8 protein-coding genes are annotated in these 15,526 nt (G+C 72.6%); 7 read left to right on the top strand and 1 reads right to left on the bottom strand.

Annotated features, from left to right (window positions below):
* Nucleotides 1–125: 125 nt before the first annotated feature.
* Nucleotides 126–995 (bottom strand): metallophosphoesterase family protein, encoded by an 870-nt coding sequence (locus tag ACZ6AA_RS24680; protein ID WP_468454807.1) that lies wholly within the window; start codon nt 993–995, stop codon nt 126–128.
* A 132-nt stretch (nt 996–1,127) separates the two neighbouring features.
* Between ACZ6AA_RS24680 and ACZ6AA_RS24685 the strand changes: the two genes are divergently transcribed.
* The 7 genes from ACZ6AA_RS24685 (at nt 1,128) to ACZ6AA_RS24715 (ending at nt 15,372) form a co-directional block, all read left to right on the top strand.
* Entirely contained in the window at nt 1,128–4,358 is a 3,231-nt protein-coding gene (locus ACZ6AA_RS24685; protein WP_468454805.1) for an NACHT domain-containing protein, read from the top strand.
* 521 nt (nt 4,359–4,879) lie between these two features.
* Nucleotides 4,880–6,955 (top strand): ATP-binding protein, encoded by a 2,076-nt coding sequence (locus ACZ6AA_RS24690; RefSeq protein ID WP_471459997.1) that lies wholly within the window; start codon nt 4,880–4,882, stop codon nt 6,953–6,955.
* A 6-nt stretch (nt 6,956–6,961) separates the two neighbouring features.
* Nucleotides 6,962–8,581 carry an ABC transporter substrate-binding protein gene (locus ACZ6AA_RS24695; protein WP_468483528.1) on the top strand — a complete coding sequence of 540 codons (1,620 nt, stop codon included), beginning with the start codon at nt 6,962–6,964 and terminating at the stop codon, nt 8,579–8,581.
* A 360-nt stretch (nt 8,582–8,941) separates the two neighbouring features.
* On the top strand, nt 8,942–10,042 hold the full coding sequence (locus ACZ6AA_RS24700) for a radical SAM protein (protein WP_468454799.1): 1,101 nt from the start codon (nt 8,942–8,944) through the stop codon (nt 10,040–10,042).
* Between the two features lie 571 nt (nt 10,043–10,613).
* A complete protein-coding gene (locus ACZ6AA_RS24705; protein WP_471459999.1) occupies nt 10,614–12,941 on the top strand; it encodes an aminotransferase class I/II-fold pyridoxal phosphate-dependent enzyme in 2,328 nt (775 codons plus the stop codon).
* On the top strand, nt 12,938–14,227 hold the full coding sequence (locus ACZ6AA_RS24710) for a hypothetical protein (protein ID WP_471460001.1): 1,290 nt from the start codon (nt 12,938–12,940) through the stop codon (nt 14,225–14,227). The genes ACZ6AA_RS24705 and ACZ6AA_RS24710 overlap by 4 nt, the downstream gene beginning before the upstream one ends.
* A complete protein-coding gene (locus ACZ6AA_RS24715; RefSeq protein WP_468454793.1) occupies nt 14,224–15,372 on the top strand; it encodes an acyl-CoA synthetase family protein in 1,149 nt (382 codons plus the stop codon). The genes ACZ6AA_RS24710 and ACZ6AA_RS24715 overlap by 4 nt, the downstream gene beginning before the upstream one ends.
* Nucleotides 15,373–15,526: the final 154 nt, after the last annotated feature.

Genomic DNA, 15,526 nt, shown 5'->3' on the forward strand with positions numbered 1-15,526 from the left:
CTGTGCACTCTGTTCGCAGTGCGCTCAGACTCGGCGAGGGACGCTGACAGCCCCCTGACGCAAACGACGGAGATCGTCGGAGGCGACGGGTGGACGGGAAAGTGAGGGGAGGCGGGCGGGGGGTGTCAGGTCCCGGTGGGGCGCGGCGCGGGCAGGATCTGCCGCAGGCGCGGCGAGGGGTGCCGCTCGCGCTGCCACTCGCGCGGATAGCCGACGGAGACCTCCACGTGCGGAACGCCCTCGTGCCAGATGGTGCGCGGGATGTGCAGATGGCCGTAGACGACGGCGGCGGCGCGGTAGCGCACGGGCCAGTCGGCGGTCGCCTCGGTGCCGCACCACAGGGCGAACTCGGGGTAGTGCAGGATGCGCGTGGGCTCGCGGACGACCGGCCAGTGGTTGATGAGGACGGTCGGCAGCTCGGGGTCGAGCGCGTCGAGCCGGTCCTTGGTGAGCGCGACGCGGGCGCGGCACCAGTCCTCGCGGGTCGCGTACGGGTCCGGGTGCAGGAGCACCTCGTCCGTGCAGACCACGCCGGTCTCGTACGCGTACGCGAGGGCGTCCTTCTTGTTGTGCTTGCCGGCGGGCCGGAACGTGTAGTCGTACAGGAGGAACAGCGGGGCGATGACCGCGGGGCCGCCCTCGCCGTCCCAGACCGGGAACGGGTCCTCGGGGGTGTGCACGCCGAGGCCCCGGCAGAGCTCCACGAGGTGGCGGTAGCGGGCCTCGCCGCGCAGTTGGTTCGGGTCGTCGCGGGGCGTCCACAGCTCGTGGTTGCCGGGCGACCAGATCACCGTGTCGAAGCGCTCGGTGAGGGTGCGCAGGGCCCACTCGATGTCGCTCATCATCTCGCCGATGTCACCGGCGACTATCAGCCAGTCGCCCTCGTGTTCCGGCCAGAGCTCGTCGACGAACTTCCGGTTCTCGGCATAGGCGATGTGCAGGTCACTGATGCCGAACAGCCTCGGCGCCCGTCGGGATGCGGCAGATGTCGTCACCACGTGAGGCTAACCGACGCGCGCCGCCGCCCCGCAGCCGCGCCCCGGGTGCTCCGCGCGACCTCGGTGCGCCGTCGGCGACCACGGTCTAAGGTGCCCAGAAGGCGGTTCTGGTCACGGACGGGGGCTTGAGTGGACGCCGGCACGGTGGGGCTTCGGATCGCGTCGTCGGTGATGGTGCCGCTGGTGAAACGGTTGCTGCTGCCGCCCAAGAGCCTGCCGGGAGCCGAGTTCGGCGAGCGGCCGGTGCGCATCGGGCGGCTCCTGTCGTTCACCGGCGACAAGCGCGTCCTCAGCGAGGCCGATCTCTACCAGCTCGCGCGGGAGTTGGTGCGCCGCGCCATGCGCGCCGCGGGCCCGCACGATCCGCCCATCGCGCCCGACGAGCAGAACGCCGTCGGCTACGCCCTCGGCCACACCCTGCGCGCCCTCGGCGAACTCGACATGGACGACGTGCAGGCCTTCGACCTCGGCCCGGAGAAGCTCGCCGCCGCCCTGGTCCGCGCCAGCGCCCCGGAGACCCGCGCGCTGCTCAGCGCCGACGCCGCCCGGCTGCACGACCGGCTGCTGGTCACCGCCTGTCTGCACCTGGTCCACCAGTTCAGCAAGCGCCCCGGTTTCGAGGCCCGCACCCAGGTCGAGCTGCGCCGCGGCCTGAGCGAGCAGAAGGAGCAACTGCGACTGCTCCTGGAGCGGCTGCCCGCGACGCTCACGGAGGACACCGAATTCGAGCGGGCCTACGCCGACTATGTGGTGGGCCAGCACAGCAGCCTCACCATCCACGGCGTCGACCTGCACGACCCGCAGAGCCAGGCCTGGCCCCTTGAGACCGCCTATCTGAGCCTGGAGGCCGCGCCCGCCCGCGACCCCGCCGAGCCGGTCCCCGGCGCGGGCAACGGCGACCCCGACGGCCGCGGCGTCGACCCGGACCCGGAGTCCGAGCGCACGGCGGGCCCCGTCGAGGCGGCCCTCGCCGCGCACGACCGGGTGCTGCTGCGGGGAGTCGCCGGGACCGGCAAGACGACGCTGGTGCAGTGGCTCGCCATCACCACCGCCCAGCAGGACCGGGTGCCCGGCCATCTGCCGCAGCTCCTCGGCCGGGTGCCGTTCGTGCTCCCGCTGCGCACGCTGGCCCGCGAGGACACCGAACTGCCCATGCCGGACGGCTTCCTGAAGTGGATCGACTGCCCGCTGACGGGCAGCGAGCCCAAGGGCTGGGTGGTGCGGGTCCTGCAGGCGGGGCGCGGCATGCTCCTGATCGACGGGGTCGACGAGATCCCGGAGGCGGAGCGGCCCCGCGCACGGGCCTGGCTCGCGAAGCTCCGCTCGGCCTTCCCCGGCAATCTGTGGCTGGTCACGACGCGGCCCTCCGCGCTGCCCCGGGACTGGCTCGGCCGCGAGGGCTTCCGCGAGTTCACGCTCACGCCGATGCGGCCGGGCGACGTACGGCGGTTCGTGCGGCGCTGGCACGAGGCGGCCGGGGCGGGCGAGGAACTCGCCGGGAAGCTGCTGCCGCTGCTGCGGGCCTCGCCGGAGCTGAGCCGCCTCTCCACCAACCCGCTGCTGTGCGCCCTGATGTGTGCGCTGCACCGCGAGCGCCGCGGCTTCCTGCCGCCGGGCCGGATCGCGCTGTACGAGGCCGCCCTCTCGATGCTCCTGGAGCGCCGCGACCGCGAACGCGACCTGTACGGCCGCCAGCCGCCGCCGCTGGACCAGATGTCCGCGACGGAGCCCCTGAAGCGGCTCGCGTACTGGCTGATCCGCAACGAACGCACCATCCTGCGGCGCCAGGACGCCGTCGACCTGGTGGAGAAGCTGCGCCCGTCCGTGCCGCAGCTCGCCGCCGTCGGCACGTCCGACGACGTGCTGCGGCTGCTCCTCGTCCGCACCGGCCTGCTGCGCGAACCGGCCGAGGGCGCCGTGGACTTCATCCACCGCACCTTCCAGGACTTCCTCGGCGCCAAGGCCGCCCTGGAGGAGCACGACATCGGCGCCCTGGTCGCGCACGCGCACGTCGACCAGTGGGAGGACGTCCTGCAGATGGCCGTCGCCCAGGCCAGGCCCGACGAGCGCGCCGACCTCCTCACCCGGCTCACCGGCCGCGCCGACCGCGAGGAGGACGACACGGTGCGCGCCCGGCTCCGGCTGCTCGCGCTCGCCTCCCTCGGCCAGGCGACGCGCCTCGACCCGGAGGTCCGCAGGACCGTGGAGGAACGGGCCGCGCAGCTCCTGCCGCCCCGCAGCATGCGCGAGGCCAGGGCGCTCGCGGAGACCGGGGCGCTGCTGCTCGGCCTGCTGCCCGGGGCCGAGAGCCTCACGGGCGACGCCGAGGTCACGACGGTCCACGCGATCTGCCGCATCGGCGGCGACGCGGCCCTGGCCCGGCTGCGCGAGTTCGTGACCACACGGCAGCCCGCGGTGCGCTCCCAGCTCCTCGCGCACTGGGACCGGTTCGACACCGACGCGTACGCCGAGGAGATCATCAAGCCGCTGCTCGCGGCGGGCGCGGGCGAGGCCGTCACGGTGCGCTCGGCGGCCGAGCTGAAGTCGCTCAGCGCGATGTCCGGGTACGAACGCGTGGTGCTCCAGGGCGACTTCTCCGAGCAGGACATCGTCGGGGCGCTCGACGCGGAGGGGTTGCGCGAGCTGCGGCTGCGCGGCAACGTACGGCTGACGTCGCTCGGGTTCCTGTCGACGTTCCCCGCCCTGGAGGCCCTGGCCCTGCACGGCTGCCGCGCCATCAGCGACACCGCGCCGCTGACCCGGCTGCCCCTGCTGCGCCGCCTCACCCTCACCGACCTGCCCCAACTGGAGCCCCTCGCCCGGCTCTCGGCGTGCCCGCGCCTGGACTCGCTGCTCCTGGGCGCCGCGGTGCCCTGGCGCGGGCTGCGGGACCTGCCGCGTCCTGGCGCGCTGCGGCTGCTCGCGCTGCCGCCGGACGCCGTCGAGCTGGCCGCCATCACCGCCCTGACGGAGCTGCGCGAGCTGCGCCTGCACAACGCGAGCGACCGGCTGCGGCCGGATGACTGGGACGCGCTGCTCGCCCAGCTGCCCGCGCTGCGCACCCTGCGCCTCTCGCACGAGCAGCTGAGCATGATGCTGTTCCCGCCGGGCGCCCGCATTCCGCAGCTCACCGGCCTCGAAGTGCGCTCGCGGCCCGGCGCGGCGGTGTCGCTGCGGCGGATCGCGCGCCGCCTTCCGGGCCTTGAGGAGGTCCACCTCTCCCTGTTCGACACGGTGGACCTGGTGCATCTGGCGGGCCTTCCGGCGCTGCGGCGGGTGCGCCTCGACTATCCGGGCGAGGTGCACCACGCGGACGAGCTGCCGGCGCGGGTGGAGCTGACGGTGCGGCCGCGGCACTGAGACGAGGCCCGGCGCGGGTGGTCGGGGACGGCGGAGGTGTCGGAGGCGTGGCTTGCGCGCGGCATCGAAGTGGCGCCCGTGCGGCGCCGAGCACCGCTTGGAGTACGCCCCCGCGCGCGTCCCGCGTCCACGCCCCTCCGCGCGCCCGTTCCCGATCGGTTGTCGACCGCTCCCGACCTGAATCCAGGCGAAAACTGAGCGACGCACGACCGGAAATGCACCGGAATCAGACCGGCCCCGAACCGGCGTCCGACCCCGATCCGGCCGCCTTCCGGCCGCCGTCGGCCCCGCTCCGTCGCGAGCCCCCGATCGCATACCGCACCGTGTCACGGATCCGCCGTAATATGCCCGATCGGCTCGCCCGTAAGCCCTGGCCAGGGGATAGTGGGAGGTGTAACTTCTTTCACCCTCAAAGCAGTTGACCCCGGCAAGGAGGGGCGAAGGAGCGGCGCGAGATCCCGCGGGACCGGCGGGGACGAGACACCGGCGGGCGGCCAAGGACAGGAGCGGAATCCGGCGAGATGCACACATCCGAAACGCCTCGGCTGTACGCACGCGATCCGCTCCTCCACTGCCTCCTCCCCCGCCTCACGGGCCTCGCCTACGCCGAACGCGCCCGCGTGCCCTGGGAGCACGACAAGGACCTCCCGCTCGTCCTCCTGACCGGACGCCACGGCATGGGCCGCACCGCCGTCCTGCGCGCCCTGGAGCGGCACTACACGGGGCGGCTGCCGCTCGCCCTCGTCGACACCGCGGCCTGCGCGCTCGTCGTCGAGCTCCTGGAGGAGCTGGTGTGCTCCCTGGCGCCCGGCCTCGGCAGGCGCTTCCCGCTGCTCCTGCCGGGCCTGATCTCCGTGTTCGCGAGCCACGGCGGCACCCCGGACGGGCGGACCCGGGCCACCACCCGCATCGCCCGCCTCCTGATCGCCTGCCACCTGGAGTCCGGCACCGAGGCGAACGTCGCCCAGCGGTGGGCCGGCCGGCTGCGCGCCCGCCTGGACGACGCGCCCGGCGCGGGGACCGGCGGCGCCGGGTCCCGGTCCGGCGCGCACGCCGTCACGCAGGCGGCGCTCGCCGAGTACTTCGAGCGGTACACCCGCTCGCGCGCCGCCGCACCGCTGCGCCAGTGGTACCAGGAGCGGTACGCCGAGTCCGAGTCCGCCGCGGGCACGGCGGCGGACGGCCAGGACGGACTCGTACGCCTCGCCGACTGGTTCCGCCGCGGCGGCGACTACCGGCACGCGGCCGAACAGACCCTCGTGCACGCCTTCCTGGAGGACATCGCCACCGCCCGCAGCAAGTGGCAGCGCCTGAACCGCGACCCGCGCCCGCTGGCCCTGCTCGACAACACCCACTCCCCCGCCGGCGCCCGCCTGGTCGACCTGATCCTCGAATACCGCGCCCGTGCCGCCCACCACGACCCGCTGGTCGTCGTCGCCACGCGGCTCGGCGACGCGCCGCCGGAGGCCACCGAGGCCGCGCACCGCGAACTGCCGGACCTGGTGACCTCCACGCGCTGGCGGCGCACCGGCCACGCCCCGTCGGCGGGACTGCTCGTCGTACCGCTCACTCCGCTCAGCAGGGACGACATCCTGCTGATGCTGGACGCCGCGTCCGCGCCGCTGCACCCGTATCTGGCGTCCGCGCTGCACACCCTCACCGGCGGGCACCCGCTGGCGAGCGGCGTGCTGTGCGACGCCGTCCTGGAGCACACCCGCGCCACCGCGTCCCGCGGCGCGGCCCCGCGCCCGCCGGAAGGACCGCTCGGCCCGCGCAACCTCCTCGAACTGACCACCCCCGACGGGCCCTCGGTGACCCAGGCGATCCTGGAGCGGCTGCTCCCCTCGCCGCAGCAGCGGTCCCGCCTGGTGCCGCTGTCCCTGGCCCGCGACAGCACGGCCGCACAGGCCCTGGCCGCCCATCTGCGCCTCGAGGGCCCCGAGCAGCTGCCCGCGAACGCGGCGGCCGACTATCTGGAGGCCGAGCACTGGCAGCACGACACCCCGCAGGACCGCCCGCTGGCCGCCGACCCGCTGCTGCACACGCTCCTGGTGCACGAGGCGCGCCGCACCTCGCACGGCGCCGACTCGCGCCGCGGCTGGCAGGAGATCCACGGCTTCCTGCGCCGCCACCACACCACGCGCGGCGAGGACAGCGAGGCCGACGCGCTGCGCCACACGCTGGCGGCCGGGGACGCCAAGACGGTGGTGGCCGCGCTGTCCGAGGAGTTCCAGTCGGAGCAGGACCGGCAGAGCGCGCTGCGCTGGCTGAACTGCCTGAGCTACGCGGCGACGGCACCGGCCCCGCCGTCGGCGGACTGGGACGACGAGCGGGCCGCGATGGCCGCGGGCGCCCACGACGACCGCTATCACGACATAGACGAGATCGACCGCTGCATCAACAGGCTGCTGCACGGCCTGTGGTACCTCTCCGACGCGCTGGCCGAGCCGGAGGCCGACCTCTGCGACGACATCGGCGCCGAGCTGGCCTTCCTGTCGCTGCGGCACCAGACGTGGCGGGCGGTGCTGAGCCAGGCCGCCCGCACCTGGCCGGCCGCCGTCCGTGACAAGCGCCCCCTCCCGCTGCCCGAACTGTGAGGAAGCATGTTCCTGAGCCGTCGCAACGGGTTCGGTCCCCTCGACAAGGCCATCGCCGTCCTGGTGCCGCTGGTCCTGATCGCCGTGGGCGTGATCGTGTACCTGGCGACCCGCCCCGAGGACTGCGCGGGGGGCCTCGCCAAGCGTGACGGCCAGTGTGTGGGCGTCACGGATTCGGCGTTCGACGCGAACGACGACATCAAGGGGCTGATCCGGGCCGTCGCGGATGAGAACACCCGGGTGGAGAAGGCCTGGGAGTCGCCGAAGAAGGGCCAGACCCGGATACCGTACGGCCGGATCGCGCTGATGATGCCGTTCACCTCGGACGATTCGAGCGCCATGACCGCGCCGATGATCCGCCGCGCCCTCGCCGGGGCGCACGCAGCGCAGTTGCGGGCCAACAGCGGCGGCGGGCCGCACTATCAGCTCTTGATGGCGCCCGACGGCAAGGACCTCGACAAGTGGCAGCCGGTGGTCGACGACCTGGAGGACCTGACGGACGACCGGGAGTCGCCGCTCGTCGGTGTGATGGGCCTGCCGAGCAGCACCCCCGAGACCCGGGACGCGATGCGGGCGCTGAGCGACCGCCGGATCGCGACCGTCGGTCCGGTCATCACCTCCGCCGACATGAACGCCCCCTATTTCTTCAAGACCTCACCGAACAACGACCTCCTCGCGGACGCACTCGGTCAGTACCTGAAGAAGAATCGGGGCGAGGGCAAAGGCTTCCTCGTCTTCGACAGCCGCCCCGACGATGTGTACTCGCGCAATCTGCAGAAGCTGATCGAGAAGAAATTCGGCGCGACGTACGGGCTGCGCAAGCGCTCGGCGTCGTTCCTCGGCTCGACGGGCCCGGACGCCGGTATCCCGCAGCGATTCCAGTCCGCCGCGCAGAAGATCTGCGTGACCGATTCGGACACGGTGTTCTTCGCGGGCCGCGACCAGGATCTCCCGGCACTCGTGAAACGCCTGTCACAGGAGCCTTCTTGTGACCGCAGCAGTCCCGTGCGCATCCTGAAAGTGGGAATCGGTCTCGACCCGACGCTCACCACCCCCGAACTCACGCAGATGCTGCGCGACACGAAGACCACGATGGTGGCGGCGGCGTCCGTGACGAGCGAGTGGTGGCAGAAGAAGAGCACCGCACCCGATGGTCTCGGCGGCTTCCTTTCGGTCTTCAACAAACTCAAGGAGCCCTACGGCCTCGGCGGGAAGTCCCTCGACGACGGCTACGCGATCATGTACCACGACGCGTTCATGCTCCTGGCCAACGCCTTCGACCGCTCGTACTCGGAGGCGAACGAGCCCACCGGCGACTCCACCAGGACTCCGGACCCGGCGCGCACGCCGACCAAGGACGACGTCTACAACACGCTGATCGACGCGAGTATCGTCGACACCGGCGACTCCACACGCTGCATCGGCTGTCTCCAGGGCGCCGCGGGCACGTACGGCTTCGAGAAGTCCTCCGACACCGACGACACCGATCAGTGGCCGGTATGCAAGCCCGTACCGGTGATCGAGTACCCGGCCGTGCGGGGCCGCAAGGCGCAGGACACCTTCCGAACGTTCGAGAAGACGTTCAAGCACCCGTGCCCGGACGATGTGACCCGCGGCGACTCCTGACCCGCCCCGACGATTGGCGACCCGCCCCACAGCGATTCCTGACCTGCCCCGCGGCGGCAATTCACCGCGTCCGACGCGCGGTGGCACGTGACAAGAACACGTGCCCAGCACATTTGGCCTGATCCCATGGCGCGATAGATGTTTACTCAACTTCCTGGTTGTCTAGACCCATTGACACTCCAGGAAGCGCTCTCCTACTGTCGCGGACGTCGATCGGACAACGCAAAACGTCGCCAAAAGCGCGTGGAGGGGTTCGTGAACAGCACTGAAGGTGCCCGCGATATCACCATGGCAGCGCCCCGGAACGGCGAAGGCCTCCCGGACGTGAGTCTCGATCAAGCACACTCGCCACAGAAAGTCATGGCGCACGGTGATCTCCTACGACGATTCGTCGCCGGCGAGGAGATCAAACCGGTCCACATGCGGATCGGCATCATGGGCGCCTGCAATATGCGTTGCAACTTCTGCAACTTCCATTCACCGAACGAGGAACAGTTCTACGACCTGTTCTCGTTCAAGGACTCCCTCACCACCGACAAGGCGATCACTCTCCTCAAGGAGTTCGCCGAGAACGACGGCCGCGCCGTGACCTTCTGCGGCAGCGGCGAGTGCACCATCCACCCGGGCTACGCCGACATCTGCCACGCCGGGCACGACAGCGGCCTGCACATCGGTCTGATCACCAACGGCTCCCGGCTCGGCCGCCCCAAGGTCGCCGACTGTGTCACCGCGACGCACACCTGGGTGCGCGTCGGCATGAACGCCGGCACCGAGGCGACGTTCAACGACATCACCCGCGACCGCGAGCAGACGTTCTCCAAGTTCATCGGGACGATCGGCAAGCTGCGCGACAACGCCGTCGCACCGGACTTCCGCATCGGCTTCAACTATGTGATCACGCTGCAGAACTACCGCGAGATCGTCGAGGCCGCCCGCATCGCCCACGAGTCCGGCGCGCACTATGTGCGCTTCGAGCCGGAGTTCTACAGCGCGATGGGGCACGAGACCATCGAGTCCGTCATGGCGGAGATCTCCGGTTCGCTCGTCGAGGCCGCCGCGATGTCCACGGACGCCTTCGAGGTGTCGGTGCCCAAGCTGGACCGCGGCCCCATGGACCAGGTGGAGGAGGTCGAGGGCGACTTCGAGCGCTGCCACTACAGCCGCTTCGTGACGGCCGTCGGCGCCGACGGGCACCTCTACCCGTGCCCGCAGGTCCACCTCAACAGCCGCTACCGCATCGGCGACGTGGTCGACCTCGGCTACCCCACGGTCCTCGACGGCGGCCCCCGCGCCGAGTGGGAAGCCACCAACCCCAACCGCACCGACCTGTGCAAATCCTGCTTCTACCGCCCCCAGAACGAGCTCCTCGAACTCCTCAAACGCGGCCAGATCAAACTCGACGAGGCCCTGGACGCGTATGCGATCGAGGTCCCCCAAACACTCCACGCAGACTTCGTCTAGCCGCTTTCGGGACACCGGACGCGAACTTCACCCAGGGCCCACCCGCCCCCCGACGCGACCTCCACCGGACCTCACCCAGACGCCTGACACGGGCTTCCCCCAAACCCCACCCGAACACCCGACACGGGGTTCCCCCAAACCCACCCGAACACCCGACACGGGCCTCGCCCAGACGCCACCCAGGCGCCTGGCGCGACCTTCACCGAGGGCCCACCCGGACCCCTGGCGCGGACCTCGCCCGGACGCCCGGCGCGGACTTCCCAGACCCCGCCCGCACGCCCGACGCGGGCTTCGTCCAGACCCCGCCCGGGCGCCTGGCACGTACTCCACTCGACCCGTCACCCATCCGCCCGCAAGTCACCCGACACCCGCCCTTCACTCACACGCCCGCCCTTCTCAACCCACCCCCGCCACCGCCTCTTTCCAGCCCGTCCGGCGTTTGAGGACGAGCCGCGAAGCGGCGATCAGCGGGGGTCCAGGGGGCGCAGCCCCCTGGTTACGGGAAGGGGCGGGCCTGGGGCGCCCCGCGAGAACCACACCCACCCGCACCCACAGGAGCGTTAGCCCCCGCATGCAGACCACCCACGTGCGCCGGCTGCTGAGAGCCGAACCGACGCTGCGCTTCACCCCCACCCTCTCCGACCCCACGGCCCACGCGACCTGGTCCCGCAGGCTCCGGGCGGTCGTGGACCGCCTAGCCCGCGTCGAGCACGCCCAGCTCGACATCACCGCCGTCGACACCCACGACGAGACGGGCCTGAGGCGCGAGCACCTGACCCTCAACTCGCCCGTACGGGGCGCCTTCCAGGCCACCCTCCTGGCCCCGGCGGACCGCACCGCGTCCTCCCCCGGCCCCGCCGTCCTGGTGTTCGGCGGCAAGAACGCCCGCCTGGAGCACCTCACAGGCGAGCGCCCACCGGACTTCCCCGACCGCAACATCGCCGAACACCTGGCTCGCGCCGGATTCGTCACGCTGACCTTCGAGCACGGCATCGGCGGCCTCGACGAGGAGCGCCGCGCAGGCCGCGAGGAGGGCGCCCTCCTCGCGCACGCCTTCGCGCTCACCGGCCGCTCCCTGCTCGGCGCGCTCGTCGGCGACACCCTGGGCGCCCTGGACGTCCTCACCGCGCACCCCCTGGTCGACGCCGACCGCGTCGGCCTGTTCGGGCACAGCCTGGGCGCGGCGGTCGCCCTGCACACCGCGCTGCTCACGCCGCGCCCGCTGCCGGTGTGCGCGGCCAGCCACCTCGGCAGCTACCCGGCGCTGTACGAACGCCTGTTGACGGGGTACGAGGGCGCAGCCCTGCCAGGCATCCTGGAGTACGCCGACCTCGGCGACCTCTACGCCGCGCTCGCCCCGGCCCCGCTGCACCTCCAGTACGGCACGGCCGACTCCTACCTGGAACCGGCCGACGCCCGCGCCGCCGCGGGCACGGTCCGGCGCGGCTACACGGCGGCCGACGCCGAGGACCGCCTCGACGTCCACGAGCTTCCCATGGGCCACGGCACCCACGTGCGGCACGCGGTCGACTTCTTCACGCGCACGTTGTCGGGTCCGGCCACCGCTCCCGGCGACATCCCCGCACAACGTGTCCACTTCGGCGTGGCCGAGCGCCGCGCGGTCCTCGACCGGGTCGACACCGCGCTCGCCTCCGGCCACCTCACGCAGGGCCCCGGCCTGGCCCGTTTCGAGGAGCTGTGCCGCTCCTGGACGGGGCGCGAGGGCGTCGCGGTCGCGTCCGGCGCGGCCGCCCTGGAGATCGCCCTGCGCATCGTCGGCGTGGCCGGGCGCACGGTGCTCGTACCGGTCAACACCTTCTTCGCGACGGCGGCGGCCGCGGTGCGCGCGGGTGCGCGCGTACGGTTCGTCGACATCGAGCTGGACGGCCTCGGCCTCGACCCGGACGCGCTGCGCGCCGCGCTCGACCGCCATCCGGACACGGCGGCGGTGCTGCCGGTGCACATCGGCGGCATCGTCTCGCCGACCCTGGACGACGTTCTCGCGCTGTGCGAGCGACGGGGCGTGGCCGTCGTGGAGGACGCGGCGCACGCGCTCGGCGCGACGCTCGGCGGCCGGTACGCGGGTGCCTTCGGCCGGTTCGGCGCCTTCTCGTTCTTCCCCACGAAGGTCGCGGTGAGCGGTGAGGGCGGCCTGGTGACCTGTGCGAACGCCGAGGACGCGGAGCAGGTGCGGCGCTGGCGCGACCACGGCAAGAGCGCGCAGGGCTCCACGCTGCACGACCGGCCCGGCGGCAACTGGCGGCTGAGCGAACTGCACGCCGCCGTCGGCACGGTCGACCTGGAGCGCTTCGACGACACGCTGGCGGCGCGCCGCGATCTCGCCTTCGGCTACGACGAGTTGCTGGCCGACGTGCCCGGCGTCCGCGCCCACACCGTGCCCGCGGCGGCGCACAGCAACTACTACAAGTACCTCGCCTACCTGGACGCACCCGTGGATCGGGCCCTGCTGAAGAAGCGCCTGCGCGAACGGCATGGCGTGTCGCTCGCGGGCGAGGTGTACGACCATCTGCTGTGCGACCAGCCGTACTTCGCGGCGGCTGGGGAATCGGGGGCGGTGGCGGTCGCCTCGGCGGCGGGCGCCGAGGCCTCGGGGACGGTGGCAGTCGGTTCTGCGGCGGCGGTGGCCGCCTCGGGGACGGCGGCAGCGGGCTCGGGGACGGCGGCAGCGGGCTCGGGGACGGGGACGGTGGTGGAAGCGTCCGAGGCGGCGGCCGGAGCCTCCGGGACGGCGATCGGAGCCTCCGGGGTGGCGACGGACGGTCCCTTCGAGCAGGCCCGGTGGTTCGCCCGCCACCACATCGCGCTTCCGCTCTATCCAACGCTCACCCGGGCCGAGCAGTTCCGGGTGGTCGAGGCCTTGCGCGGCGAGTTGTCGTGACGGGGCCGGACGACGAGGCTCCGGTCCTCTCCGCGTACCGCAGGGGCGGCTGGCAGCCGTCCCTCGACACGGCCCCGCTGCCCGGCGCGACGCGCGCCCGCCTCGCCCTCGTCCCGCACATCGTCGCCCACTCCGACCGCCGCTGGTGGGACGGCGTCCGCGCGGACCTGCCCCCGCTGTCCGGCCGACGCGAACTCGTCCTGTCCGCTCTGGAGTTGTTCCGGCATGGCACGGTCACCGTCGGGGGCGTCGGGCCGCAGAGCGCGGACGACTTCCGGGCGGCCCTGTGGGAGAGCGCGGGACTGCCGGGGCCGCTGGTCGAGCGGTGGGGGGCGATGCTGTACGAGGGGGCCGCGCGCCGCGAGGTCGTCGCGCCGGACGACGCGCTCGCCCTGGTGGCGCTGCCCGGCAACACCTTCACCTGCCTGGACTCCGTCCTGGAGCAGGTCGAGCGGTCCGCGTGCGTCTGGGTGCGCCCGAGCCGCCGCGAACCGCTGTCCGCGGCCCGGCTGCTCGCGGCGCTCCTCGCCGTCGGCTGGCCACCGCGGCGCCTCGGCCTGTACCCCACCGAGCAGCACACCCTGCACGGCCTGCTGAAGCTCACCGACCGGCACATCGTGTACGGCGGCGCGGGTCTCGCCGCGTCGGTGCGGGACTCTCCGACGCTGACGCTGCACGGGCCCGGCCGGGGCTGTGCACTCGTGTCACCGGGCACGGCCGCCGGTCCCGCCGACTCCCTTGACGCTGTTGACGCTGTTGACGCTGTTGACGCTGTTGACGACATGGTTGCCTGGCTGCTGCCGCTCATCGCCGCGGACTCGGGCCGGTTCTGCAGCAACGTACGCACTGTCGTGTGCGTGGACCACGACCCGGAACCCCTGGCCAAGGCCCTCGCCTCCGCGCTCGACGCCCTCCACCCGGGTCCCGCCCCCGACCCGGCCGACCCCCGCTGGCCGCTGACCGCCTTCCGCGACCCCGGTGAGGCCGACCGCGCCGCCGCGTCCGTACGCGAGCGCCTGCGCCCGGGCGACCACCTGCTCACCCGCGAGCCGACGGTGACCACGAGCCCCGGTGTCGGCACCGGTACCGGCGGCGACGTCTACGTACGCCCCCAACTGGCCCTGCTCCAGGTCGACGCGGCCGCACCGTCCCATCCGCTCATCGGCCACGAGGTCCCCTTCCCGTTCGCCGCCGTGCTCGGCGCCACCGCCGGGGCCGCGCGTGCCCTCGCCGACGAAGCCCTGTTCGTGTACCGACCGCCGGCGACACCAGGAGGAGTCCCATGACGACCGCGGCACGCCAGGAACACGCCCCGCAGGTCAGCTTCGACACCCTGTACGACACGTTGCGCGAGCGCGTGCCCGCGCTGGCCGTGGACCTCGACGTGTGGACGCGGCGCATGATGCGCTGGCACTTCCACCCCGACACGGGCTCCCCGTTCTGGATCGGGCGGCGGGACCGGCTCGGCTTCGACCCGCTCAAGGATGTCGACGGTTTCGCGGCGCTGGAGCTGTTCGGGCTCTTCGACAAGGGCGAGCTGCGCGCGGCGAGCGCCCTGGACCTGCGTCCGCGCGGGTATCGCGACCGGCCGTTCCGGGTCTTCGAGACGGGCGGCACCACCGGCGCGCCCTGCCGGATCGTGAACGTCACGCGCCTCGCGTACGACGTGGAGGTCTACCGGACCGTCCTGGAGGCGCGCGGTGTCGCGGGCGGCGGCATCCTCGCGATGACGCCGAGCGGCCCGCACGCGTACGGGCACTTCGTGGAGGGCCTGGCGGACAGCTGGCAGGGCGCCGTGTACGCGATCGACTTCGACCCGCGCTGGGTGAAGGCGTCGCTGCGTGCGGGCGGCGAGGCGGACTCCTACACCTCGCACCTGGTGGAGCAGACCCTGACCCTGCTGACCGCCGAGCGGCCCACCCTCCTTTTCACCACGTCCCGGCTGCTCCTCGAACTGGCCATGCGGCTGCCGCGCCCCCTGCACACGTACGGCATCCGCGCCGTGTGCACCGGCGGTACGACGTGCAGCGCCGCCGAGGCCGCGTTCCTGCGCCAGGAACACCTGGACGGCGTGCAGTGGATCGACACGTACGGCAACACGCTGGCGGGCCACGCCCTGCAGGCCGACACGGTGCCGGGCGCGCCCGAACTGCCCGGCGGCACCGGGCACTCGTACCACCTGCCGCCGCCCTTCGCGGTCCTCAAGGTCGTCGATCCCGCCGACCCCTGGCGCGAGGTGCCCGTGGGCGAGCGCGGGCGGGTGCGGGTCACCACACTCCTGGAGGACCTGTTCCTGCCGAACCTCCTCGAACGCGACAGCGCGATCAGGACGGGCCCACATCCGTGGTTCCCCTGGGAGGGCGTGGCGGCGGTGCAGGCGTTCGACGACGGCCTGACACCACCCGGGGAGGCGGTCGAGGGCGTCTACTGATCGGCACTCCCCCTTGATTCCCCTCCATTGACTTCCCCTCGCCCTCCCTTGACGCCCCATCAACCATTGATGCCTCCACCACACATGGACAGCCCGTCCATCTCTTGACGGCATCGACATGTATGGACAGCTCAGTCATCTGCTGCATCTGCTG

It is taken from the genome of Streptomyces sp. NPDC040610 (assembly GCF_055594065.1).